Origin of the sequence: Hymenobacter qilianensis, from assembly GCF_014638675.1 — a bacterium.
Taxonomy (GTDB): domain Bacteria; phylum Bacteroidota; class Bacteroidia; order Cytophagales; family Hymenobacteraceae; genus Hymenobacter; species Hymenobacter qilianensis.
Map to the genome: position 1 here is coordinate 489,158 of NZ_BMFN01000002.1, position 23,671 is coordinate 512,828.

20 protein-coding genes are annotated in these 23,671 nt (G+C 56.6%); 6 read left to right on the top strand and 14 right to left on the bottom strand.

The genetic code is table 11. The annotated features are described in order from the left end of the window. Positions 1–55: 55 nt before the first annotated feature. The 3 genes from IEW06_RS09975 to IEW06_RS09985 all read right to left on the bottom strand — a co-directional run bounded on the left by IEW06_RS09975 (position 56) and on the right by IEW06_RS09985 (position 5,318). Positions 56–793, bottom strand: coding sequence for a hypothetical protein (locus IEW06_RS09975; protein WP_187732414.1), 738 nt, complete (start codon positions 791–793; stop codon positions 56–58). Positions 794–883: 90 nt separating this feature from the next. Beyond that, positions 884–4,330, bottom strand: a complete 3,447-nt coding sequence (locus IEW06_RS09980; protein ID WP_188548196.1) for a pyruvate carboxylase — start codon at positions 4,328–4,330, stop codon at positions 884–886. Positions 4,331–4,598: 268 nt separating this feature from the next. Further along, positions 4,599–5,318 carry a head GIN domain-containing protein gene (locus IEW06_RS09985; protein ID WP_187732415.1) on the bottom strand — a complete coding sequence of 240 codons (720 nt, stop codon included), beginning with the start codon at positions 5,316–5,318 and terminating at the stop codon, positions 4,599–4,601. Between the two features lie 243 nt (positions 5,319–5,561). Here IEW06_RS09985 and IEW06_RS09990 point away from each other — a divergent pair, with 243 nt between their 5' ends. From IEW06_RS09990 to IEW06_RS10015, 6 genes are all read left to right on the top strand, one after another. Then, positions 5,562–6,005, top strand: a complete 444-nt coding sequence (locus IEW06_RS09990; protein ID WP_188548197.1) for an META domain-containing protein — start codon at positions 5,562–5,564, stop codon at positions 6,003–6,005. Between the two features lie 344 nt (positions 6,006–6,349). Continuing rightward, positions 6,350–7,066, top strand: a complete 717-nt coding sequence (locus IEW06_RS09995; protein ID WP_188548198.1) for an SDR family NAD(P)-dependent oxidoreductase — start codon at positions 6,350–6,352, stop codon at positions 7,064–7,066. Positions 7,067–7,218: 152 nt separating this feature from the next. Further along, positions 7,219–8,538 (top strand): cryptochrome/photolyase family protein, encoded by a 1,320-nt coding sequence (locus tag IEW06_RS10000; RefSeq protein ID WP_188548199.1) that lies wholly within the window; start codon positions 7,219–7,221, stop codon positions 8,536–8,538. A gap of 60 nt (positions 8,539–8,598) precedes the next feature. Then, a complete protein-coding gene (locus IEW06_RS10005) occupies positions 8,599–9,243 on the top strand; it encodes a TetR/AcrR family transcriptional regulator (RefSeq protein WP_187732417.1) in 645 nt (214 codons plus the stop codon). Beyond that, on the top strand, positions 9,243–10,604 hold the full coding sequence (locus tag IEW06_RS10010; protein WP_188548200.1) for an ABC1 kinase family protein: 1,362 nt from the start codon (positions 9,243–9,245) through the stop codon (positions 10,602–10,604). Before IEW06_RS10005 ends, IEW06_RS10010 begins: the two co-directional genes overlap by 1 nt. A gap of 142 nt (positions 10,605–10,746) precedes the next feature. Continuing rightward, on the top strand, positions 10,747–11,607 hold the full coding sequence (locus IEW06_RS10015) for a dienelactone hydrolase family protein (RefSeq protein ID WP_187732418.1): 861 nt from the start codon (positions 10,747–10,749) through the stop codon (positions 11,605–11,607). A 116-nt stretch (positions 11,608–11,723) separates the two neighbouring features. On the opposite strand, the gene IEW06_RS10020 is transcribed toward IEW06_RS10015, so the two are convergent. The 11 genes from IEW06_RS10020 to IEW06_RS10070 all read right to left on the bottom strand — a co-directional run bounded on the left by IEW06_RS10020 (position 11,724) and on the right by IEW06_RS10070 (position 23,388). Next, positions 11,724–12,455, bottom strand: a complete 732-nt coding sequence (locus tag IEW06_RS10020; RefSeq protein WP_188548201.1) for a phenylalanine-4-hydroxylase — start codon at positions 12,453–12,455, stop codon at positions 11,724–11,726. A 334-nt stretch (positions 12,456–12,789) separates the two neighbouring features. Then, positions 12,790–13,677, bottom strand: coding sequence for a DoxX family protein (locus IEW06_RS10025; RefSeq protein WP_188548202.1), 888 nt, complete (start codon positions 13,675–13,677; stop codon positions 12,790–12,792). Between the two features lie 85 nt (positions 13,678–13,762). Continuing rightward, entirely contained in the window at positions 13,763–15,076 is a 1,314-nt protein-coding gene (locus IEW06_RS10030) for a helix-turn-helix domain-containing protein (RefSeq protein ID WP_187732420.1), read from the bottom strand. Between the two features lie 33 nt (positions 15,077–15,109). Continuing rightward, the gene (locus IEW06_RS10035) at positions 15,110–16,123 is read right to left on the bottom strand and encodes a bifunctional 3-deoxy-7-phosphoheptulonate synthase/chorismate mutase (RefSeq protein ID WP_188548203.1); all 1,014 of its coding nucleotides are present in this window, start codon (positions 16,121–16,123) and stop codon (positions 15,110–15,112) included. 92 nt (positions 16,124–16,215) lie between these two features. Beyond that, positions 16,216–16,995 carry a tryptophan synthase subunit alpha gene (gene trpA, locus IEW06_RS10040; protein ID WP_188548204.1) on the bottom strand — a complete coding sequence of 260 codons (780 nt, stop codon included), beginning with the start codon at positions 16,993–16,995 and terminating at the stop codon, positions 16,216–16,218. 115 nt (positions 16,996–17,110) lie between these two features. Then, positions 17,111–18,310, bottom strand: a complete 1,200-nt coding sequence (trpB, locus tag IEW06_RS10045; RefSeq protein ID WP_187732421.1) for a tryptophan synthase subunit beta — start codon at positions 18,308–18,310, stop codon at positions 17,111–17,113. 113 nt (positions 18,311–18,423) lie between these two features. Next, the gene (locus IEW06_RS10050; RefSeq protein WP_187732422.1) at positions 18,424–19,134 is read right to left on the bottom strand and encodes a phosphoribosylanthranilate isomerase; all 711 of its coding nucleotides are present in this window, start codon (positions 19,132–19,134) and stop codon (positions 18,424–18,426) included. Positions 19,135–19,157: 23 nt separating this feature from the next. Then, positions 19,158–19,970, bottom strand: coding sequence for an indole-3-glycerol phosphate synthase TrpC (gene trpC / locus IEW06_RS10055; RefSeq protein ID WP_187732423.1), 813 nt, complete (start codon positions 19,968–19,970; stop codon positions 19,158–19,160). Between the two features lie 89 nt (positions 19,971–20,059). Beyond that, positions 20,060–21,049: an anthranilate phosphoribosyltransferase gene (gene trpD / locus IEW06_RS10060; RefSeq protein ID WP_187732424.1), complete on the bottom strand. Its 990-nt coding sequence runs from the start codon at positions 21,047–21,049 to the stop codon at positions 20,060–20,062. A 167-nt stretch (positions 21,050–21,216) separates the two neighbouring features. Next, positions 21,217–21,789 carry an anthranilate synthase component II gene (locus IEW06_RS10065; RefSeq protein WP_187732425.1) on the bottom strand — a complete coding sequence of 191 codons (573 nt, stop codon included), beginning with the start codon at positions 21,787–21,789 and terminating at the stop codon, positions 21,217–21,219. A gap of 144 nt (positions 21,790–21,933) precedes the next feature. Further along, on the bottom strand, positions 21,934–23,388 hold the full coding sequence (locus tag IEW06_RS10070; protein WP_187732426.1) for an anthranilate synthase component I family protein: 1,455 nt from the start codon (positions 23,386–23,388) through the stop codon (positions 21,934–21,936). Positions 23,389–23,671: the final 283 nt, after the last annotated feature.

The window sequence follows — 23,671 nt, forward strand, 5'->3', positions numbered from 1 at the left end:
CAAAAAAGCCCCCCAGTAAGATCTGGGGGGCTTTTTTAAGTCGCTAAAGCATAATTTATTTAGCAGGAAGCGCAGGCAACGTATTCAGCCAGGGCGCGAAAGCCACAAAATCAGCTTCGGTGCGTAGCGCCGGGCGCTTCTTAAGCTCCGCCTGAATCTGGGCCGAGTGCTCCGGCAATGCAGCTGCCAACGCCTTTGCGTTAAGCTTGATGGGCTGCAAACGACCATCGGCCGTACGGATGAAGTAGTCAGTCTGGTCGAGCAGCTCATCATAGCGCCGGTCGGCGCTGTAGGCCCCGCTGTAGCTGGCTTTTTGCAGGGTTTTGCGCTGAAGCTTGAGCAGGCTGTAGTTGCCCGGCACTAACACTTCAAAATACTCTTGGCGCAGAGCCGGGTCGGGCGCATCATAAAAGCGCTTAAAAGCTCGCGGCTGATTTTTGGTGGGGTCATTTAGCACGAAACCCTCCACCTTATTCATGTCCACATAAGTGGAGTCTTTGGGACTGCGCAGCATCAACAGCAGGCGCTGGTTGGCATCGTACTTCAGCTTTGTTTCGGGCAGGGGCACTTTGGAGGCCAGCTGAATAGTGCCCGGTATCCAAGCCGAAATCAAATAAGGCGTACCGCGCACACCCTCGTAGCGGTTGTCGAAGCTGATGGCAGCCGAACCGTTCACCAGCGACTTCAGGTTTTCCTGTGCTGCATTGCCCGAGCTAACGGCTGCACTTTGCGCCTGCGCGTGCAGGCTTACAAAAGCACTGGCTGCAATAAGAAAAGTGCGTAAGAGATTCATATTTGAATAACAGAGTGAATGGGAAATGCTACAACTTCGAAAATATATACAATTTTCGGGATAGAAGCCGCACTCTACCCACAGCCGCAGTTATGCCAGCGTCAATACAAGGTCGTCAGCATTTACTAAGGTCCCTTCGCCCAGGTGCAGGCTTTGCACGGTAGAGTCGTCGGGGGCGGTGATGGTGGTTTCCATTTTCATGGCTTCAATGATGAAGAGCGGCGTGTTGCGCTTCACCGCTTCGCCGTCTTTCACCAGCACTTTCGACAGCATTCCTTGCAAAGGAGCGCCCACCTGGCGCGGATTGGCTTTGTCAATCTTCTGATTACGCACCGTTTTGACTTCCACCGAGCGGTCGCGCACTTCCAGGTTGCGGGTCTGGCCATTGAAAGAGAAGAACACGGTACGGTTGCCGTCGTCGTTCACGTTGCCTACCGAGCGTAGCTTCACAATTACTGATTTGCCCCGAGCAATGTCGATGATGGTTTCCTCGCCGGGCTTAAGGCCATAGAAAAACACCCGCGTTGGAATCAGCGACACGTCGCCGAACTGCTGCACGTGCGCCCAATACTGCTCGAATACTTTGGGGTAGAGCAGGTAGGAAAGCAGATCGGTAAACTTAGTCTGGGGGCCAAATTTGGTTTGAAAAGCCGCCCACTCCTTGTCAAAATCGATGGGCGCCAAGTGCTCGTTGGGTCGGTCAGTGAAGGGCTTTTCATCCTTGAGAATAAGCTTTTGCAGGTCAGCGGGCCAGCCGCCCTCTGGCTGCCCAATGTCGCCCCGGAACAGGCTCTGCACCGACTCCGGAAACGACAGGCTCTCCCCTTTCTCCAGCACGTCCTGGGTTGTCAGGTTATTCGTCACCATAAACAGCGCCATGTCGCCCACCACTTTCGACGAGGGCGTTACTTTCACGATGTCGCCAAATAGCTGATTCACGTCGGCGAAGGTTTGCTTTACCTGCTCAAACTTATCGCCCAGGCCCAGCGCCGCCGCCTGGGGCCGCAGGTTGGAATATTGCCCCCCAGGTATCTCGTGCTGAAACACTTCTGACGTACCGGCTTTCAAACCTGACTCAAACGGATAGTAGTACTCGCGCACCGTTTCCCAGTAGTTGGAAAACTCATTCAAGCTCCGCTGATCGAACTCCCGGTGTCGGGGCGTACCACGCAGCATCTCCACAATAGAGTTGAAATTAGGCTGCGAAGTAAGCCCTGATAAAGAGCCCAACGCTACATCAATCACATCTACATCTGCTTCAACTGCCTTTAGGTAAGTAGCTGCTTGTAAGGATGATGTATCATGTGTATGTAAATGAATAGGCAAGCTGATGGTAGACCGAAGTCCCTGAATAAGCTCAGTGGCGGCGTAAGGCTTGAGCAGGCCGGCCATGTCTTTAATGCAGAGAATATGGGCGCCTGCATCTTCGATCTGCTTAGCTAAGCGCAGATAATAGTCGAGGTTGTATTTAGGGCGCTTGGGGTCTAGAATGTCGCCGGTGTAGCAGATGCTGGCCTCGGCCAAACCCTGGGTTTTGTTGCGCACAAAACCGATGCAGGACTCCATTCCAGGCATCCAGTTAAGGGAGTCGAAAATGCGGAACACATCGACGCCCGTTTCCCAGGCCTGTTGCACAAAACGCTCAGTGAGGTTATCCGGGTATGCTTTGTAGCCCACGCCATTTGCCCCCCGGATGAGCATTTGCAGCAAAATATTAGGCACCGCCGCTCTGATTTTAGCCAACCGCTCCCACGGATCTTCGTGCAGAAAGCGTAGGGCCACATCAAACGTAGCGCCACCCCACACCTCCATCGAGAAGGTTTGAGGATGCATTTTGGCGTAGCGTTCGGCCACCTTCAGCAGGTCGAAAGTGCGCATGCGCGTGGCCAGCAAACTCTGGTGGGCGTCGCGGAAGGTAGTATCGCAGTAATGAATGGGTTTATCGGCGCGCAACCACTGGGCAAATCCTTCGGGACCAAGCTCTGTGAGCTTGTCTTTGGTGCCGGGCTGGTGCGGCTCGGTGATGTTGGCGAACGGGATTTTGGGCTTGCGCAGGTCCCGTGTGGGGTCAATCAGCTTCTTAACGTCGGGGTTGCCATTGACCACCACATCGCCGATGTAAGCCAGCACTTTTGTGCCGCGGTCCTGGCGGGGCTTGTACTGGAATAGCTCCGGGTGGTCTTTGATAAAGTCCACGTTGGCCTTACCACTTACAAACTCGGGGTTAGCAATGATATTTTGCAGAAACTGAATGTTGGTCTGTACCCCACGAATGCGGAATTCATCCAGCGTACGCGCCATTTTTTGGGCTGCACCTTCCAGCGTAGGCGCGTGGGCCGACACTTTCACCAGCAGCGAATCGAAGAAGGGTGACACTTTCACGCCCTGATACACCGAGCCCTGGTCGAGGCGAATACCGAAGCCGCCCGCCGAGCGATACGCCACGATGGTGCCGTAGTCGGGCTTAAAGTCGTTCTCGGGGTCTTCGGTAGTAATGCGGCACTGAATGGCGAAGCCGGTTTTGAGCGGTTTGCCCCCCGGCTCCAGCCCAATTTCTGGGGAAGAAAGATTATAGCCGGCCGCAATATAAATCTGCGTTTTGATCAGGTCGATGCCGGTAATCATCTCCGTGACGGTGTGCTCCACCTGAATGCGCGGATTCACCTCAATAAAGTAGATGCGGTCCAGCTCGGGATTTACCAGAAATTCCACCGTGCCCACATTGTTGTAGTTCACCGCCCGGCCCAGACGCAAGGCGTACTCATACAGCAAATGGCGCTGATGATCAGCCAGATCCAGAGCGGGGGCAATTTCTACCACTTTCTGAAAGCGGCGCTGCACCGAGCAGTCGCGCTCGTAGAGGTGCACAATGTTGCCGTGGTTATCGGCTACCAGCTGCACTTCAATGTGCTTGGGGCGCTCCACAAATTTTTCCAGAAACACGGTGTCGTCGCCGAAGGCTTTCAACGCCTCATTCCGAGCTTCAAAAAAGCCTTTTTCCAGCTCGTCGTCGGTCCGGATAACGCGCATACCGCGCCCACCACCGCCGGAAGCTGCTTTGAGCATGACCGGATAGCCAATGCGATGCGCCTCATTTAGTGCTACTTCCAGATCAACCAGCTCCGCTTCGCTGCTTTCTATAATGGGCACCTGGCACTGTACGGCCACGCGCTTGGCGGCTACTTTGTCGCCGAGGGCTTCCATTACTTCCGGCCGCGGCCCCACGAAAATCACGCCTTCCTCCTGGCAGCGACGAGCGAACGTGGCGTTTTCGGCCAGAAAGCCGTAACCAGGATGAATAGCGTCGGCACCGTTTTCTTTGGCGGTACGCAGAATGGCTTCTATATCCAGATAAGGTTTCAGCGGCTCGTCGTCGCGGCCAATCTGATAGGCTTCATCGGCCTTGTAGCGGTGCAGGGAATAGCGATCCTCATAGGTGTACACAGCCACCGTCGGGATACCCAACTCGGTGGCGGCGCGCAGCACCCGGATAGCAATTTCACCACGGTTGGCAACGAGTAGCTTTTTGATATTCATAGTTTGGAGGTAAGTGAAGAGCGGGAAAGTGGAATCGGGACGAAGCTAGGCAATTGCGCAACAAGCTTCATGAACAGTTAGCGAATTTTTGCTAGTTGTCACTTATTCGCAATATCAGCTTTATTAGTTGCTTCGAAATAGCTGCTGCTTATCAAGGTAGTAAGCATTGCTAAAAAAGCCCCCCGGTAGTGTCCTGCTCTATACAAAAATCCCCTGCTCGGCTGCCGAAAGCCAAACAGGGGATTTGAAGCCAGAAACAATTCCGGATTTAGCGGGCAGCTCTCACCGAGCTGGCCCCACTGGCGCGGCTGCTTACTAGACGCGCATTGCCTTTATAGCGAATGTCGCTGGCGCCGGAAGCGGTTGATGACAGTTCCCCGTCGATATTAACCTGCGCGTCACTGGCGCCCGAAGCAACTATCTGAGCACCTTTGGATTGCAGCGCATACGCCTGGTACTCACTACCGCCGCTGACGTTCACTTTCTGCCGGTCGGCCTTTCCGGAAAGCTTTACATCGCTGGCACCGGAGCAGTTCACATCCAGACTTCTGGCATTGAGGTTGAGCGTTATATCGCTGGCGCCGCTGGCTTGCACTTTAAAGTCGTTGGCAGCGAAGGTCGATTGGCCCTTCACCGCCGACGCACCGCTCACAGAAACTGCCTTGAGGCTGGGGCAGGTGATATAAATATTAACGCTATTCTCATTGCGGCCCACCAGGTCGCGCCAGTTGAAATTACGGTCGCGGTATATTTTCAGGGTACCGTTCTGCACCTCCGTTTTCAGGTATTCCTGCACTTCCTCCGATGCCTCAACGACCACGCTTGTTGCGCCGCCCTGGCGTAGAAATACATTCACCGCACCACTTGCGCTGATGGCTTCGAAGCTGCCTGTTTGGCGGGTTTGCTTGGTCTGGGCTTGTACATAAACCTGGAGCGTACATGCTACTAAAAGCAGAATAAGAGTCTTGAGCTGAGTCGAGGTTTTCATGGTGTAGAATAATGATTAGAGAGTTGTCGAGGTAGATGAATAAGCCACAGGAAGGGTTGCCTAAAGTGCAGATAATATAATCATTTAGACGTTTATATAAAGCAGAAATAATCTGCAATGGCATTTGCTATCAGCGTTTTAATGGCTGGGGGGCAAAATATTTTTTGCCTTCGGTCAAGATAGCCTGCAACCTTTTGTCTTCGTGCTGTCTCCCTCTCACATAGCACCCACAGTTCGACGTATATGATACCACGCTTTACTCGCTCTTTTTTGTGGCTTGGAATAGCTTTCGCGCTCAGCAGCTGCTCAGATGATTCTGATGTGGACGCCGCGCTGCTGAATGAGCGTTGGAAGCTGGCCGAAGTAGAGGGCGACGATATACGCCTTTCGAGCTTTTCCTTCGATCGGCAGTCTTATATTCAGTTCGTTGCGTCTGACAGCAAATTGCAAGGCTTGTCGGCCTGCGACGAGATTGGGGGGCAATTTTCTCTTGATGCTGGCAGCAAAACGTTCACCATCACGCAAATCACAGTGAAGCCGGGCAGTTGTTCCAGTCCGGTATTTGGCGTGCGTTATCTGGCAGCGCTGCTTCGAACCGCCCGCTACGAGGTCAACAATAGGGAGCTTCGCCTGTACGATGCTACCCAGTCGACAGATCCAATCCTAACCTTTCGCGCAGAAGAATAAACTTACTCAACTACTTTATATTATCCACTGATTATTAGCCAATTATCTATCATTTATCTTATTTCTCAGGCCGGCAGAAGGTGCGCTTCTGCCGGCCTGATTTTTTGCTGCTCGTAGCAGCTTTTACTCAGCAATTAAATGAATGATGTATAGACGCAACACTTCGCGTCTTCGTGTTGAACAATGGTAGGTCGGATGGCGCCAGCAAGGAGACGCAAAGTATCACGTCTCTACATCGTCGGCGGAACCAGGTTGCGCGAATTGAGTCACGATAGTTAAGGGCGGCGCAAACCTTGGCCCTTTGGTTCAGTTGTCAAGAGACCCTTCACACCTGAACCACACGCATGGATTTCGCCCAAAAGAATATTCTCATCGTCGGTGCCTCGTCGGGCATCGGACTGGCTACAACCAAATTGCTGCACGGCCTTGGTGCCCAGCTGTTTACCGCCTCGCGCCACCTCTCACCCGAGCTGGCTGAGCTGCAAACCACCCACCTGGACCTCGACGCAACTCAACCCATCCCTCCTACCGCCCTCGATGCTCTGCCCGATACGCTGCACGGCTTTGTGTACTGTCCTGGCAGCATCAAGCTGCGGCCCTTCGAGCGGATTCCGCTGGATGATTTCAGGGCTGATTTTGAGTTGAACGTGATGGGCGCCGTGCAGCTGCTACAGCCCCTGATGAAGCGTCTGAAGAAGGCCGACGGCGCTTCGGTAATTCTGTTCAGCACGGTGGCCGCCACTACGGGCATGAGTTTTCACGCCAGTATTGCCACTGCCAAAGCCGCTCTGGAAGGCCTCACCCGCGCGCTGGCCGCCGAATTTGCCCCCCAGAACATCCGCGTCAACGCCGTGGCACCGTCGCTGACCAACACGCCGCTGGCCGCCCCTTTATTGAACACGCCCGAGAAAGCGGAAGGCGGGGCCAAGCGCCACCCCTTGCAGCGCATCGGGCAACCCGAGGATCTGGCGTATATGGCGTCTTTCCTGCTCTCCGACCACAGCAGCTTTATCACGGGCCAGATAATGCCGGTTGATGGCGGCATGGGCCGGCTAAAGTAGTGAAATGGTGAGTGGTGAGTGGTGAGTGGTGAAGTGGTGAGTTTCCGTTCAGGAATTCACTTGTGTATTCGAACACGCTACAGACTCAAGCTCAGCCAGCACTTCCGTTTCGCCATTCATCACTTCACAAACTCACCATTTCACCTTTACCTATGAAAATCACGCTTTTCTGGCACCGGCGCGACCTTCGGGTGCATGATAATGTGGGCCTGGCTGCGGCGTTGCAGAGCGGGCACCCAGTAGTGCCACTGTTCATATACGACCGCGAGATTCTGGATTTGCTGCCTAGCCGCCGCGACGCGCGCGTCACGTTTATCTATCAGCAAGTGGAACACCTGGCGGCTCAGACGGAGGCTGCGGGGGGCAATTTTCTGGCTGTCTACGGCCGGCCGCTCGAGGTATTTGAGCAATTGCTTCGCCAGCACGACATAGCGGCCGTGTATACCAACGAGGACTACGAGCCCTACGCTCAGGAGCGCGACACGGCCGTAGCAGCCCTTTGCCAGCAGCACGGCGCCGGTTTTCGGGCGTTCAAGGATCAGGTTATTTTTGCCAAAAGCGAGATTATGACCAAATCGGGCACGGTTCCGAAAGTATTTGGCTCTTACCAGAAAGCGTGGTTGGCGGCACTAAGCGACGAGCAGTTAAAGGCGCATCCGTCCGCCGAGTTGTTTCGCGATGACAACCTGCACCGCTTGCCCGATGCGCCCGCTCGCCCGACGCTGAAGGATATGGGCTTCGAGCATTTTGAACAATTCGTGCCCGCCACCGAACTGCCCGACGAGGCCCTGGTTCGCAACTACCACCTCACCCGCAACCAGCCCGGCCTGGTGAACAGCAGCACCCGCCGCTCGGTGCACCTGCGCTTCGGGACGCTGAGCGCGCGCGAACTCATGCGCCAAGCCAAGGAGTTGAATCCCAAGCTGCTGTCCGAATTAATCTGGCGCGACTTCTTTATGATGTTGCTTTGGCATTACCCCTTCACGGCCACCGAAAGCTACGACCCTAAGCTGCGCCGCGTGCCCTACCGCAACAATGAACAGGAGTTTGAAGCCTGGTGCGAAGGCCGTACGGGCTACCCGCTCGTGGATGCGGGCATGCGGGAGCTGAACGCGACAGGCTACATGCCGAACCGCGCCCGTATTGCCGCGGCCGGCTTCCTGGTCAAACACCTGCTCATCGATTGGCGCTGGGGCGATAAGTATTTTTCCGACAAGCTTCTCGACTATGATATGTCGCAGAACGTGGGCAACTGGCAATGGATGGCCGGCACCGGAGCCACAGCCGCCCCGTGGTTTCGGGTGTACAGTCCCCAAAGTCAGCAGGAACAATACGACCCTACGTTTGCCTACATCTGGCAGTGGATACCCGAGTTTGGCACCTGTGAATACCCCAAACCCATTGTAGATCACAAGTTTGCACGCGAACGGGCCATCGAAACCCTGCGCGCCGCCTACCGCCAAGCCGAGTAAGGGCAGTGGGTGGTGCCCTTACTTCAACTTTACCAAGTCTTTAGCTGTTGTATCTGTTCTATGGAAAACACGGAAAAGGACCGCATTAAGCAGGCTTACCTGACTTACGTACTAGACAAAAACAGGCCCCCAGCTTCGGTGTTTAAGCTTACCAAGAGGCTGAACATCCCTGAGGAAACTTTCTACCGCTATTACCCCAATTTTGGCGCTGTCGACCGCGAGCTTTGGGCTGATTTTGGCCGACAAGCGCGCGAAAAAGCTGCCTTGGAACCTGTATGGCAGGAATATGGTGCCCGCGAAAAGCTGCTGGCCTTCTATTATACCTTGCTCGAAATCCTGAAGCAAAACCGCAGCTACGCCCTCATGGCGCTGCGGCGCTCCATGCCGAACGTGCCGGGAATTACGCCCCGCGTTCTGGACGATTTTCGCAGTGAGTTTATCATGTTTGTGGAAGCGTTGCTGCGTGAGGGCCGGCGGACCGAGGAAATTGCCCCCCGGCGCTTCGTGCAGGATAGTTACCCCCGCCTTTTCTGGACGCAGGCGCTGTTTGTGCTCACTTTCTTTGCCAAGGACGAAAGCCTGAACTTCGAGCGCACCGACGCGGCCGTTGAAAAAGCCGTCACGCTCAGCTTCGACTTAGTGGGCCCCAACTCCTTCGACTCGGCCCTCGATCTGACGCGCTTTCTGCTGCACAAGCGTCGCTAATGGCTGATTTCGTGGATAATTTGCCCCCCAGCCCGCCAGTGGCGGACGAGGCTACGCCCGGCCGTCAGCTCGATTCACTGCCCACCACCAAAGTGGCGCGGGCGGCCCGCTTTGCCAAATCAGGGCTGAAAGTAGGCGCCAACTACGTGAAGCACTATGCCCGCCGCTCGGTGGGCGCTACCAGCAGCGAGGCCGACCTACACGCGGCCAACGCCGCCGAGCTGTACGGCACGCTGAGCGAGATGAAAGGCTCGGTGCTGAAAGTGGCTCAGATGCTGGCGCTGGAAAAAAAGTTTTTGCCCCCCGCCTACGCCGACCAGTTTGCCCAGGCCCAGTACCAGACGCCCCCCATCTCGGCCCCTCTCATTATCAAGACGTTCCGGGATGCGTTCGGCAAGTCGCCGTTTGAGCTGTTTGCGGAGTTTGACGTGAACGCCCGGCAAGCGGCTAGCATTGGTCAAGTGCACTATGCCGTATCGCAGGGCGAAAAGCGCCCCCTAGCGGTGAAGGTGCAGTACCCCGGCGTGGCCGATAGTATTCGCTCGGATATTCGGCTGGTGAAGCCCATTGCCTTGCGCGTGATGGGCCTGGATGAAGCACAGGTACGGCCCTATTTGGAGGAAGTGGAAACGCGCTTGCTTGAAGAAACCGATTACAAGCTGGAGCTGCGGCGGGGCACTGAAATAGCGGCCAGCTGCGCTCACTTGCCTCATCTGGAATTTGCCCGCTATTATCCGGAGCTGTCTTCGGCCCGTATCCTGACGATGGATTGGCTGCAAGGCGAGCATTTGAAGGAGTTTCTGACCACGAATCCCGACCAGGAAACCCGCAACCAGCTGGGGCAGGCGCTGTGGGACTTTTATATGTATCAGCTCAATACGCTGCTGCGCGTACACGCCGATCCGCACCCCGGCAACTTCTTGCTGCGCGCAGAGAACGGCGGCACCGTGGGCGTGCTGGATTTTGGCTGCGTCAAGGAAATTCCGGCCGATGTACACCGCCTTTTCAACGCCCTGCTAGCCCCCGAAACCCTGGCCGACGAAGCCCGTCTTGCCGCCCTGCTCGACGAAACCGGCATCCTCCGCTCTACTGATACGGCGGAGCGCCGCGCCTTGTACGTGCGCACCCTGCACGCGTCATTGGAGCTGGTTGGCCGGCCGTTTCGGGAAGCCACATTCGACTTTGGCGACCCCGCTTACATGGCGTCGCTGTACGCTCTGGGCGATGATTTGATGCAGGAGCCGGAGCTGCGGCAGCAACGCGAGCCGCGCGGCTCCGAGCATTTTATCTACCTCAATCGCACCTATGTCGGCCTGTACGCCTTGCTGACGGAGCTTGGAGCGCACATTCGCACCAAGTAAATCCGATTGAAGCCAGCCATTGAGCTTCGCCTAAAACTATATTCGGCGCCTCCGGTTAATGCGTCCTGAGTAAGCCCTGATTCGTGTAGCTACACGAATCAGGGCTTACTCAGGACGCATTAACTTTCTTCCCTCAATTTCCATGAAAAAACTCTGGACTCTTTGCGCCGCGCTGCTCAGCGTGGCTACCGCGGCTTCGGCCCAAACTACGGCTATGAGCTGCTGCGCCAAGCCAGTCGCAGCTACCGAAACGTTTGCTCTGCTGGCCTCCAATACCGACTTTTCCGGGGGCCACGATGCGCCGCTGCCTTATTCGTATGAGGGCGAAGGCCAAATAGTTAAGTTCAAAACTGCCGATGGCCAGACCGGTCAGGGCTTTGAAATCAAGAGCGTGACGCCTTCCAAAAAGTACCTGTTCGTGATTCATGAGTGGTGGGGCCTGAACGATTACATCAAGAAGGAAGCCGCCACGTTTGCCCGCGACTTGCCGGGCGTCAACATCATTGCGCTGGACTTGTACGACGGCCAGGTGGCCACTACGCCCGAAGAAGCCGGCAAGTACATGCAAGCCGTGAAAACCGAGCGGGCCCAGAATATCATTCGCGGGGCGATGCAGTATGCGGGTCAGGATGCGCAGTTTGCTTCCGTGGGCTGGTGCTTCGGCGGCGGCTGGTCGTTGCAGACGGCGTTGCTCGCGGGGCCCAAAGCCGTGGGTTGTGTGATGTATTATGGCATGCCCGAGAAAGACGTAGCCAAGCTCAAAACATTGAATACGGACGTGCTAGGCATATTTGCCAGCGAAGACAAGTGGATCAACCCCGAGGTGGTGGCTCAGTTTCAGAAGGATATGGCCGCTGCCAAGAAGAAGGTCACTATCAAGAGCTACGCCGCCGACCACGCGTTTGCTAACCCGTCGAACCCAAAGTATAACAAGCAATTTGCCACCGATGCGCATACCGCCGCCGTGGCTTACTTACGCAAGAATTTCAAGCTGAAGTCTTAATTCAATTTTGCAAAAAAGCCCCCCAGATGCATTTCTGGGGGGCTTTTTTGTGTAAGCTTTGGTGGGACGAGGCGTAAGCGTATCAGCCAACTTTCCGGCGAAAGTTGAGGGTCGGGTTACGCCGGCTTCAGTTGCCAACTCTCGGCCAGCAAGGCCGCCATTTCCGCCACGCTGGCCGTGAGCTGCTCCCAGGAGTTGAGCACGAAGTATTGCTCCTGAAACCGCTCCTCGGAGTAAGGCGTGTCGAGCACCGTCGAAAGCTCGAAGGCGTGGCGGGCGGTTTCGTCGTGCACGCAGTGGTGAATTTCGCCGGCCGAGGACAGCAAACCGGCCCCGTAGATGCGCGGCTGCCCGCCTTCCTGCACCAGCCCAAACTGAACCGTGAAGCCATACAAGCGCCGCAGCCGCACCAAAGCCGGCAGATCGTGGCGGTGCTGCCGGCCTACGATGCCCAGAAAGTGCAGAAAGTCGGCGAAGGCAGAATCGGTGAGCAAGGGCGCGTGCCCGAATACGTCGTGAAACAAATCGGGCGTCTTCACGAAGTCGAACTGCTCCATGGCCCGCAACCGCGTGACAGCCGGAAACTTACGCTCGGCCAATAGCGCAAAGAACGTAGCGTCGTCAACTGCCTCAGGCACAGGCACCAACTCCCAATTAGTATAGCGCTGCAGCTGCTCACTCACCGCATCAAAACGCGGAATGACGGTACGCTGAAAGTCGAGGCGCGCGAGCCCGGCCCCAAAGGCCTGGGCCGCCCGCTTATGCAACAGAGCCGTCTGGCGGTCGAATAATACTTTCCAAACGAGTTGATCCTGTGTGGTGTACTGGTCGTGGGCTTGTTCGAACATAGCTCTTCTAAATAAAATAAGGACACAAAAAAAGCCCGACTCTTGACGGAGTCGGGCTTGAGGTTTCGGGGTTGGAGGTGGTTACTTACCTTCCTTTCCGGCCATGCAGCTCGACTCCGCCTCTATTGGGGCGATTGACGGTTAGCATAATGCATTTGGCGGATTGCAGTAACATGAAGCAAATATAGAAAATCAGAATAATAAATTACACTCGACTATTCAACTTATTTTCAGACAGATACAAAAGTCCTGCAAAATGATGCTGGGGGGCTTTTTGAGCTTCAAAAAAGTTGTCGGGTGCGTGGCCGGCATTCGTCAACCGATTGATGGGGTTTTACTGCTTGCCGTTGGCTTCATACCCCATACTCAGGTTTGTATCGCCGGTTACGTGCAGATCGAGGCGGGCTTTTTGGTTTGATGGATTCAGCAACAGTGCAGTGGAGCCGGGCAGAAAACGGAGCGTGGCCCGCTGGCCGGGCGCTAAGGTAGCTTTGCCAAAAATGCCACCCCCGTGGGGCCGCTCCTTTATTTCTACCGGCACCTTGCCCGTATTGCGCGCCACTACCCGAAAGGCCCCCGGCTGCCCGCCGCCCAAAGCAAACTGCTTACCGGGCTCGATAAGCAAGTCGGAGTTCAAACCGCCACCGGCCCAGCACGCCGTAGCCAGAAACAGCGTGAGGGCGGCAGCGCCAGTCGCGGCTACAGGCCGAGTTGGCACCAGGCGGCGCACCCAATTGGTATTGTGCGTGAGCAGATAATCCAGCGAATAGCGCCCACCGCCTACTACAGTCACGAGCACGAAGCACCAGAACAGGAGCTGCTGATAGTACATGCCCAGTACGGGTTCCGGCTTCTCGTACCACACAAAGGCAATGATGAAAAACTGAAAAGCCAGCTGCACGGCACCCAAACGCGTGAGTAGGCCAAAAGCAATGAGCAGGCCGCCCGCAAACTCGCCCCAACAGGCCAGCCATGCCCACAGGTAAGGGGAAGGATACGTGAAGCCCAGGTTAGCCACTTGCTGCACAAACCAATCGGGGGGAGCTAGCGCGCTTGCCTCACCGGCCAGCTTGGCGGCTTCCGTGGCGGTAGTCATGTTCACTAGTTTTGCCCAGCCGGCCCCGATGGCCATGGACAAACCCACATGCAGGCGCAGGAGCAGCCAGGCAACATCGGCGAGGCGGGAGCCTACAGGGGTGGCGGAAAACAGGAGGTTTTTCATGGTCGTCAGGGTTTGATTGAACGACCCAAAATTGTCCCCCAGCCCACTCCGAAACGCCCCGGATTACGCTTTAGGGCGTCCCAACTTATGTATTGAGCCGAGCCGCCACCTCGCTGGGCGTCGCGGCTTTCAGCTTTTTGAACACCCGGTTGAACGTCGACTTCGAATTGAAACCCGACTCCAAAGCTACCGCCAGCAAAGTGTAATGCTGGAAGCGCGGATCTTGCAGCTTGCGCTCGGCCTCGGCAATGCGGTGGGTGTTGATGTAGTCATTGAAATTCTGGCCGAAGCAAGTATTGATAACGCGCGACAGCAGGGAGGTATTGGTGCGGAGCTGGTTGGCCAATTCGCCCAACGTCAACTCCGGGTTCAGGTAGGGCCGCGCCGTTTGCATGTGGTGCGTGAGCTTATCGGCCCACCGCGTTAAGTCAGGATCGGTGGGCGCTGTTGGAATTTCGGCGGTGAGTTCGACAGAGTCTGAGACCAGACGCTGGGGGGCATTTTCGCTAAAATTGCCCCCCTGGTTTGGCGCGAGCACTTTTGCAACCTGAGTCGGAGACGCTGCCACGCTCGCAACGGGCTGTAGTTCTTCTGCGCCGTCGGGCTGAAAGTGCAATGCTGGCGCGGGCTGATACGGAGCCAACAGGCCGGCAATGCTCAGGTAATAGATCAGCAGGCCGGTGGCCAAAAACGAGTACCACACCTGAATGTAGGACAGCGGCGTCAGGACTTTATTTACCAGGCCGAAGAAAAAAGAAACCAGCAAGCCGACCAGCACCGCCACCATCAGATTGCGTAGCCATGGGAAGCTGATGGGCCCGGTGTTGGAATAATTATCGTCGAGGTAACGGCGGTAGCGCTGGTAGTCGCGCAGGGTGAGCCAGCCGTAGGCAAACACCGACAGGTAGCCCAAGATTTCTATGGTACCATCCGCTATTTCGCTCACGTTGGCAAGCGGGCCTTTGGTGCCGAAGTGCTCCGTAAAAGGTGCCCCCAGAACCCAGTGTTGCCACACTACATCGTATCCAAACACCACTAAGCGCCAACCCAGGTATGCCAGGGCAGGCAGAAATTGAAGTTTCTGGGCCCAACCAAAGCGAAAATCCTGGTTGGTAAGACTGCGGAAGTAGAAGTAAAAAGTGGGTCCCAATGCCAGCCAATGGCTGAAGGGAAAGTAAAACATGAAGGTTGAATGCGCATCGTGGGAGTCGTACCAACCGGCGAAACCCAGCATCCACTGCGTGAGAGGCAGCGTGTTAAGCAGCAGCAGCAAAGCCAACCACGTATCGGAGGCAATGCCGCGCTGCCACCCGCGCACCAGAAACAGCACTATAAACACCACGCCCTGCACAAAAAAAGGCAGCAGCAATGAGCTATACGGGCTGAATTCGAAGAACATGCGCTAAAGCTACACAACCAGCACGTTACGACGCTACACCAGCTCTTTCCGCAACCCGTACACCCGCCGCAGGTTCTGAATCAGCCGGGCCGATTCTTCGAAGTTCAGGGTTTGTTGGCCATCGGAAGCAGCTTCTTCGGGTTTCTCGTGGGTTTCGTACAGAATGCCATCGGCACCAGCCATAACGGCGGCCAGAGCCATCGGGGCCACGTAGTCGCGGATGCCGATGCCGTGCGACGGGTCTACCACGACGGGCAGGTGGGTCTTCTCTTTGAGAATCGGTACCGCGTTCAAATCTAGGGTGTTGCGCGAGGCGGTTTCGAAGGTTCGGATGCCCCGTTCACACAGAATCAGCTTCTCATTGCCCCCCGAAAACACGTATTCCGCTGAGGATAATAGCTCTTCGATGGTGCCCGAAATACCGCGCTTGATGAGCACCGGCTTGTCTACACCGCCCAAAGCATCGAGCAGGTTAAAGTTCTGGGTGTTGCGGGCACCGACCTGGAATACGTCCACGTAGTCGTGCATCTCCTCTACCTGCGACACCTGCATTACCTCCGTCACCACTTTAATGCCGCGGGCGCGGGCCATCTGGTGAAATTGCTTCAGGCCTTCCATACCCAGACCGCGGAAAGAATATGGCGAGGAGCGCGGCTTAAAAACGCCCCCCCGCATCAGCCGCACGTTGTTATCGAGCAAATGCTGCAGGACTTTTTCCATCTGCTCCTCGCTCTCAATGCTGCACGGGCCGGCCACGAGGCTCAACGAGCCTTCACCAATGTAAACTCCATCGCCAAGGTCAAGCACGGTGGGCTTTACGCGCCACTTGCGGCTAACCAACTGGTAGTCATCGGATACTTGATGAATGTCGCGGATGCCGGGCAGCTGCCCAATGGCGCGCAAGTCGACCTCCGCCTTACCGATGCCCACGAGGTAGCTGGCGCGCTGGGTCGTCACCTCCGTGACTTTATATTTCAGGGCTTTTATCTGGTTGATAATGTCCACTTTGGTGTTCGCGGCAATATCTTTTTCGAGTTGGATGAGCATATGTCGGTTCCCGCAGAGGGCGCAGAAGATTTGCGCAGAGGACGCTGAGTTCTGCGACTTCAGCGCGAACTTCTGCGTCTTCTGCGGGCTAATTAATTAAGAACAGAGGAAACAAAGGCTTTGGCCGCGGCGGGCGCATCATCGGCGCCTTCCAGGGCCCGGATAAAGGCCGAGCCGATAATGGCGCCGTCGGCGTAGGAGCAGGCGCGCTCGAAGCTGGTTTTGTCGCCGATACCGAAGCCAATAAGGCGCGGATTGCGCAGGTTCATGGTGGCAATGCGCTCAAAATACGCTTCCTGCACGCCCACGCCCTGCGTATTTTGCCCCCCAGTCGTGCCGGGACCTGACACCAGGTACAGAAACGCATCCGTCAGCTCGTCGATGCGGCGGATGCGGGATTCGCTGGTTTGGGGCGTGATAAGGAACACGGGCCGCAGGTTGTGGCGCCGGAAGATTTCCTGGTATTCATTTACATAATCATCCAGTGGCAAATCGGGCAGGATGATACCATCGACACCGGCTTCGGCGGCTTGGCGGCAGAAGTTTTCTACCCCAAACTGCATGACGGGATTCAGGTAGCCCATGAGCAGCAGCGGCGTGTCGGGCACAGTTTGGCGGATATCCTGGAGCTGGCGGAACAGCACGCGCATGTTCATGCCGTTGGCCAGGGCGGCAGTGCTGCTCTGCTGAATCACGGGGCCATCGGCCAACGGATCGGAGAAGGGCATACCGATTTCGATGAGGTCGGCGCCGGCCGCGGCCAAGGTTTGAATCAGCGGCACCGTGGCGTCGAGCGTGGGGTAGCCGGCGGTAAAGTAGATATTGAGCAGGTCTTTGCCTTTCTTCTGGAAGGCTTGTTGGATACGGTTCATGATGATTTCTCGCAGTGTCTCGCAGTGTTAAAAACGCAGTGTCGCGCAGTGTTCAGCCCGCCAGCGCACTGCGAAACACCGCGCCAACACTGCGAAACACTGCGGGAAACCGACGCTAGCTCATCTGCTCCGCGTATTTGAGGTAGGTATCCAAATCTTTATCGCCGCGGCCCGACAGGTTCAGCACCACAATATCCTCGGGGCCCGCTCCTATCTGCTCCAAGGCGGCCAGCGCATGCGCCGTTTCCAGGGCCGGAATAATGCCTTCTAAACGGCTCAGCTCCGCTACCGCCCGCAAAGCCGGCTCATCTTCAATAGAAATAAACCGCGCCCGACCCGAAGCACCCAAAAACGCGTGCAGCGGCCCGATGCCCGGATAATCAAGGCCCGCTGAGAGCGAGTATGGCTCCGTAATCTGCCCGTCTTCGTCCTGCATGAGCAACGTGCGCGAACCGTGAATAATGCCCGGCTTGCCCAGCACCGACGTAGCCGCCGAGTGGCCCGACTTGATGCCCTTCCCAGCCGCTTCCACCGCAATCAACTGCACTGAAGGCTCATCCAGGAAATGGTAAAAAGCCCCCGCCGCATTGGAGCCCCCGCCCACGCACGCCACCACGTAATCGGGCAGCTCACGACCTACTTTCTCCAGCAATTGCTTTCTAATCTCTTCGCTGATAATAGCTTGCAGACGAGCCACCAGATCGGGGTACGGGTGCGGTCCTACCACCGAGCCGATGATGTAGTGCGTATCCACGGGGTTGCTGATCCAGTCGCGGATGGCTTCGTTGGTGGCATCTTTCAGGGTTTGGCTGCCGCTGGTCACGGGCCGCACTTCAGCGCCGAGCAGGCGCATGCGCTCTACATTGGGGCGCTGGCGCTCCGTATCGGTTTTGCCCATGTACACGATGCACTCCATACCCATCAGGGCGCAGACGGTGGCCGTGGCCACGCCGTGCTGGCCGGCGCCGGTTTCGGCAATAATGCGCGTCTTGCCCAAACGCTGAGCCAGCAGAATCTGCCCGACGGTGTTATTGACTTTGTGGGCGCCGGTGTGGCACAAGTCCTCGCGCTTCAGGAAGATGCGCGTACCGTAGCGGGCTGAGAGGCGCTTGGCTTCGAACAGCGGCGTTGGCCGGCCTACGAAGTCGCGCAGGAGCTGCTGGTAGTCGCGCTGGAAGTCAGGGTCGGCGAGGATGGTAAGGTATTGCTCGCGCAATTCTTCCACGTTTGGGTAAAGCATTTCGGGAATAAATGCCCCCCCGAACTCACCGTAGTAGCCACGGGCATTGGGTTGGAAAGCGGAAGTAGTAGCCATATCGTAGGTGATGGGTTGGAATGCTGGTTTTGGAGTCAGAAGATTATTTGAACGTCATGCAGAGCATTCTGCGCATTAAGCAGAGACGAAGCATCTCGCATGCTGACGTCTGGTTAGTTTGGCAACGACTGCACGCGAGACGCTTCGCTGCACTCTGCATGACCGCCTTCTATATAAGGTGTAGGCGTCACGCCCCGAAGCTGCTGAAACATCTGTTGCAATCGAGTCGGGTCTTTTTCGCCGGGCGAAATCTCGAACCGACTGTTTAAGTCTACGGCAAACAAGCCAGGGAGCTGGAGGTTCCGGAGCGTTTCGGCGTGCGCCAGATCGAGGCCGCCGGCGAGGAAGTAAGGAACGGGTAAAGCGTAGTCGCGCAGCAGGTCCCAGTCGAAGGTGAGGCCGTTGCCGCCGGGCTGCTCGCCTTTGGTATCAAAGAGGAAATAGTCGCAGTGCGGGACGTAGGGCAACAGCGCGTCGAAGTCAAATTTGCCCCCCAGCGCAAAGGCCTTCATTACCAGCAAGCCCGGTGCGCGTAGCTCTTGACATTGAGCGGCCGTTTCGTCGCCGTGCAGCTGAACCATATCCAGCTTAAACTCCTGCACGCGCTGCCGAATAATTTCGGTCGTTTCGTTGACGAAAACGCCTACTTTCTTGATGCTGGGGGGCAAATTATTTAGGTTGTCAGCGCTTAGCTCCTCCCCCACGTAGCGGCTGGATTTGGGATAGAAGATGAAGCCCAGAAAATCCGGTTGCAGCGTGGCCACGGCAGCCAGGCTGGCTGGTTCGCGCATTCCGCACACTTTTATATGGAGAGTTGGGTTCATAGTTTGGGAGTTTACGCTGAACGTTATGCCGTAATCGGTGCGGCAGCTTGCAGCTCCTGCACCAGCGCCGCGCAAGCTTTTTCGGGGCGGCTGTGACGCATGAACGCCTCGCCCAGCAAGAAGCCCCGGTAGCCGTAGCCGCGCACCTGCCGGATGGCGGCCGCCGTGCTCAGTCCGCTCTCCGACACTTTAACGAAGCTGTTGGGGATGCGCTCGGCCAGCTCGGCGGAGGTTTCCAGACTCATGCTGAAGTCGTGGAGGTTGCGGTTGTTCACGCCTACCAGGTTCACGGCTTCCGCGTCGAGGCTGCGGTCCAGCTCTTCGGCGTTATGCACCTCTAGCAGTACTTCCATGCCCAGACTGCGGGCAAAACGGCCAAGCGTAGCTATTTCGACGGGTGTGAGCACGGCCGCGATGAGCAGCACGGCATCGGCCCCGATGCTTTTGGCCTCCAGAATCTGGTACTCGTCTATCACAAAGTCTTTGCGCAGAATGGGGCAGAAATTGAAGCGGCGGGCCGTAATCAGATCCTCATTTTGCCCCCCAAAAAACTCCCTATCCGTGAGTATGGAAAGAGCCGATGCGCCGGCTTGCATGTAACCGATAGTGGTGCGCTCCACGGGCGCGTGGGGATTTATCCAGCCTTTGGATGGCGATTTGCGCTTGAATTCGGCGATAATACCGCTTAAGTCCTCGCGCAGCAGATAATGGCGCAACGATAGTGGCTGGGTGTTGAAGTACAAGCTGCGCTCCAGCAGCTTCACCGGCACCAGACTTTGGCGCTCGGCCACCTCGCCACGCTTGTGTTGAATAATCTGATCAAGAATAGTAGCCATGAGCTAAGAACAAGAAGCCGTGGGAGTTGGTCGGCTGTGAGAGAAATGAATAATCAGGATGAGGTGTAGAGACTCCAACTATTACGTCTCTACACGTTCAACAACTGCCGAAATGCCCCCCGCGCAGCACCGCTGGCCAACGACTCGCGGGCTACTGCCAACGCGTCGGGCAGAGACAGGGTTGGGTCGGCACATTGAATAGCGAGGGCAGCATTGGCAGTTACTACGTCGCGCTGGGCTGGAGTGCCTTCGTTATCAAGCACCTTTAGAAAAAGAGCTGCCGATTCGGCTACCGTTTGCCCCCCAGCCAGGTCGGTGGCGGTGTAGGTGGGCAAGCCGAGCGTAGCGGCGGTTACCACCTGCTCGCCCCGCGCCGACACTACTTTGGCGGTGCCCGTAAGCGAGAGCTCATCGTAGCCATCGAGGGCGTGCACTACGGCATAGCGGGTGCTGGTTTGCTGAAATAAGTAGTTGTACAAACGCAGCAATTCCAGGCTGAACACGCCCGCCAGTTGCGCGGCCGGCCGGGCCGGATTAACAAGCGGACCAAGAATATTAAAGAAGGTACGCACACCCAACTCCCGGCGCACGGGTCCGGCGTGGCGCATGGCCGGGTGAAAAGCCGCCGCGTGCAGAAAGCAGATATTCGCCTCATCCAGCTGCCGGCGCAATGTGTCGGATGGGGCCTCGAAATCGTAGCCGAAGTGAGCCAGAATATTGGAAGATCCGCACACCGACGACACGCCGAAGTTGCCGTGCTTGGCAACTTTGTGCCCAGCCCCGGCCGCCACAAAGCAGGCCAGTGTGGAGATATTCAGGGTGTCTTTGCCGTCGCCGCCGGTGCCCACAATATCGAGTACCTCGTGGGTTCCCAGCTCCGGATTACGGCAAAGATCGAGCAGCGCGTCGCGGAAGCCGCTCAACTCTGGCACCGTGATGGGCCGCATCCGGTACACGGTCATGAAAGCCGCCGTTTCGGACGCATTTACGCCTCCTTGGCCCAGGCGAAACATCGCCTCACGGGCTTCCTCGCGGGTGAGGGTCTGCTGGTCAAAAAGGGTGGTGAGGATCTGTTTCAAAATCGAGGGTTATGCTGGTTTACTATAATTAAGAACGTCATGCAGAGCATTCCGCGCATGAAGCGGCAGCGAAGCATCTCGCGTGTTTAACCGGATTACTAATCTCACTACCGCGAGCGAGATGCTTCGCTGCGCTATGCATGACGTGCTGCAGTAACCACTTCTTTTTATTCGCTCAACCAGTTCTTCAGCATCTCGTGACCGTGCTCGGTCAGGATGGACTCGGGATGAAACTGCACGCCGCGCACGTCATACTGGCGGTGGCGTAGGGCCAATACCTGGCCGTTAGCGTCGCGGGCAGTTATTTCCAGCTCGGCCGGCATCGACTCCGGTGTTACGACCCATGAGTGGTAGCGGCCAACTTTGAACCTGGGGGGCAAATTTTTGAATAACCTATCCTCGCCCGTGATGATGTCGGCGTCGGTGGCGATGCCGTGGAGCACGGCGGGCAGATTATATAATTGCCCCCCAAAAGCTTCGGCAATGCCTTGGTGGCCGAGGCACACGCCCAGCATCCGTTTGGTAGGCGCGTAGCGCTGGATAATGGCGGGCATCAGGCCAGCATCGGCGGGCACGCCGGGGCCGGGCGAAAGCATGATGGCGTCGTATTGGTCTACTTCTTCCAGCGTGATTTTATCGTTGCGCACAACGGTGGTTTGGGCGCCGTAGCCTAGCTCACGCAAGAGCTGCACGAGGTTGTAGGTGAAGGAGTCGTAGTTATCGAGAACGAGAATGCTCATGAGGATAAGAGCTAATATTTAATAGTTGTCTTGGCTTTGGAGGGCTTTTTTCTGAGTAAAACAACATCAGCAACGAGGTTAACCACCCCAGCCGCGCCGTTGGCGCGGCGTCCCCTCCTCATCTGAGGAGGGGAGCTTGTCGTTCTATACCGTGGCGGTTAGCTTCTCTCCTATTGCTTCGGCCATTTTCAGGGCTTTGCGCAGGGCGGCCAGCTTGTGATGCACTTCGTTTAGTTCGGAGTTGATGTCGGAGGCGGCTACTACGCCGGCGCCGGCTTGGTAGTGGAGCTGATTGCCGGTGCTGAGGAAGGAGCGAATCATAATAGCGTGGTTGAAGTCTCCGTTGAAGCCTAAGTAGCCCAGGGCGCCGCCGTAGTAGCCGCGGCCGGTGGGTTCGAGCTTGTCTATCAGTTGCATAGCGCTGTGCTTGGGGGCGCCGGAGAGGGTGCCGGCCGGGAAAGTATCGGCTACCACTTGCAGGGGCGACGCGTCAGAGGCCAAGGTGGCAGTTACCTCGCTGACTAGATGAATGACGTGAGAGTAGTACTGAATTTCGCGAAAGACCTTGACTTTTACTTCGTCGCCGTGGCGGGCGAGGTCGTTGCGGGCCAGGTCCACGAGCATTACATGCTCGGCGTTTTCCTTGGGGTCGTCGGCTAGCTTTTGGGCGAGGGCGGCATCTTCGGCATCGTGGCCGGTGCGGCGGAAAGTGCCGGCAATCGGGAACAGGCTGGCGGCGCGGCCTTTGATCAGCAACTGGGTTTCGGGGGAGGAGCCGAAGATTTTGAAGTTGCCGTAGTCGAAGTAGAACAGGTACGGCGACGGATTCACGGAACGCAGGGCACGGTACACGTTGAACTCATCACCCACAAAACCTTGCGAAAAGCGCCGCGACAACACGATCTGAAACACGTCGCCTTTGCGGCAGTGGTTTTGACCAGCGGCCAGCTTTTCCAGAAATTCTTCGTCGGTGAGGTTGGTCGTCTCCTCGCCTACTGGCGCAAATCCGAACTCCGGTAAGCTCGGATTGCGCACCAGATTCACCAGTCGCGTCAGGCCGTCGTGGTCGGTGGGCTCATCGGCGGGCGAGTGCTCAAACACATACAGCTCATTGCGGAAGTGGTTGATGGCAATGACGTAGCGATAAGTGCCGTAAATGATATCAGGAATCTGCCCGGCCGATTCTTTGGCGGGGTTCAGCGTCAGGTCTTCGAAATACTGCACGGCCTCGTAGCCCATGTAGCCAAAAAGTCCCCCAGTAATAAAGTCGAACTCGCTTTTCTCAGTTTGGAAGCGGCCGGCAAATTCGCGCAGGTGGTCCAACGCCAAACGGGGCCCTGCCAGCATTTCGGTGGTAGCGGTGCCATCAGGAAAGGTTTGGCGCAACTCGCTCCGGCTTAGCTCAAAGCGGGCCAGCGGGTCGCAGGCCAGGTAGCTGAACGCGTTTTGCTGACCGTGGTAGTCGGAGCTTTCCAGTAGCAGGCAGTTGGCGTACTGATCGCGCAGGCGCAGGTAGAGGCCTACCGGCGTCACGGTATCGGCCAGCAGGCGTACGTGGCGGGTTTTGAGCGAGTAAGAAGGTTGCGGCGAGTTATTCATGAAATGTGGGGGGCTTTTTTAGTGGTGAGCTAGGCCTTTTTCAAACCACCGGAAAACAAAAAAGCCCGGCGGGTGGCCGGGCTTTCCTTTATGTTCGATGCGAGGTTTTGTTATTGAATGACCTTACCGCACGCACAGGTTTTCCCGTCCGGATTTTCGGAGAGGCCACCACCATGCTTGCGAAGTCATTGAGAAATTCATTGCCACTGAGTAAAGGCGTTTGTGCCGCAAATATACGGGCGAACTTACACTGCGCAAGTAATTTTTAAATCGGCAATGTCGC

Coding starts and splice junctions, on each gene's coding strand:
- IEW06_RS09975 (WP_187732414.1), bottom strand. CDS start 793: ATGAATCTCTTACGCACTTTTCTTATTGCAGCCAGTGCTTTTGTAAGC.
- IEW06_RS09980 (WP_188548196.1), bottom strand. CDS start 4,330: ATGAATATCAAAAAGCTACTCGTTGCCAACCGTGGTGAAATTGCTATC.
- IEW06_RS09985 (WP_187732415.1), bottom strand. CDS start 5,318: ATGAAAACCTCGACTCAGCTCAAGACTCTTATTCTGCTTTTAGTAGCA.
- IEW06_RS09990 (WP_188548197.1), top strand. CDS start 5,562: ATGATACCACGCTTTACTCGCTCTTTTTTGTGGCTTGGAATAGCTTTC.
- IEW06_RS09995 (WP_188548198.1), top strand. CDS start 6,350: ATGGATTTCGCCCAAAAGAATATTCTCATCGTCGGTGCCTCGTCGGGC.
- IEW06_RS10000 (WP_188548199.1), top strand. CDS start 7,219: ATGAAAATCACGCTTTTCTGGCACCGGCGCGACCTTCGGGTGCATGAT.
- IEW06_RS10005 (WP_187732417.1), top strand. CDS start 8,599: ATGGAAAACACGGAAAAGGACCGCATTAAGCAGGCTTACCTGACTTAC.
- IEW06_RS10010 (WP_188548200.1), top strand. CDS start 9,243: ATGGCTGATTTCGTGGATAATTTGCCCCCCAGCCCGCCAGTGGCGGAC.
- IEW06_RS10015 (WP_187732418.1), top strand. CDS start 10,747: ATGAAAAAACTCTGGACTCTTTGCGCCGCGCTGCTCAGCGTGGCTACC.
- IEW06_RS10020 (WP_188548201.1), bottom strand. CDS start 12,455: ATGTTCGAACAAGCCCACGACCAGTACACCACACAGGATCAACTCGTT.
- IEW06_RS10025 (WP_188548202.1), bottom strand. CDS start 13,677: ATGAAAAACCTCCTGTTTTCCGCCACCCCTGTAGGCTCCCGCCTCGCC.
- IEW06_RS10030 (WP_187732420.1), bottom strand. CDS start 15,076: ATGTTCTTCGAATTCAGCCCGTATAGCTCATTGCTGCTGCCTTTTTTT.
- IEW06_RS10035 (WP_188548203.1), bottom strand. CDS start 16,123: ATGCTCATCCAACTCGAAAAAGATATTGCCGCGAACACCAAAGTGGAC.
- trpA (WP_188548204.1), bottom strand. CDS start 16,995: ATGAACCGTATCCAACAAGCCTTCCAGAAGAAAGGCAAAGACCTGCTC.
- trpB (WP_187732421.1), bottom strand. CDS start 18,310: ATGGCTACTACTTCCGCTTTCCAACCCAATGCCCGTGGCTACTACGGT.
- IEW06_RS10050 (WP_187732422.1), bottom strand. CDS start 19,134: ATGAACCCAACTCTCCATATAAAAGTGTGCGGAATGCGCGAACCAGCC.
- trpC (WP_187732423.1), bottom strand. CDS start 19,970: ATGGCTACTATTCTTGATCAGATTATTCAACACAAGCGTGGCGAGGTG.
- IEW06_RS10065 (WP_187732425.1), bottom strand. CDS start 21,789: ATGAGCATTCTCGTTCTCGATAACTACGACTCCTTCACCTACAACCTC.
- IEW06_RS10070 (WP_187732426.1), bottom strand. CDS start 23,388: ATGAATAACTCGCCGCAACCTTCTTACTCGCTCAAAACCCGCCACGTA.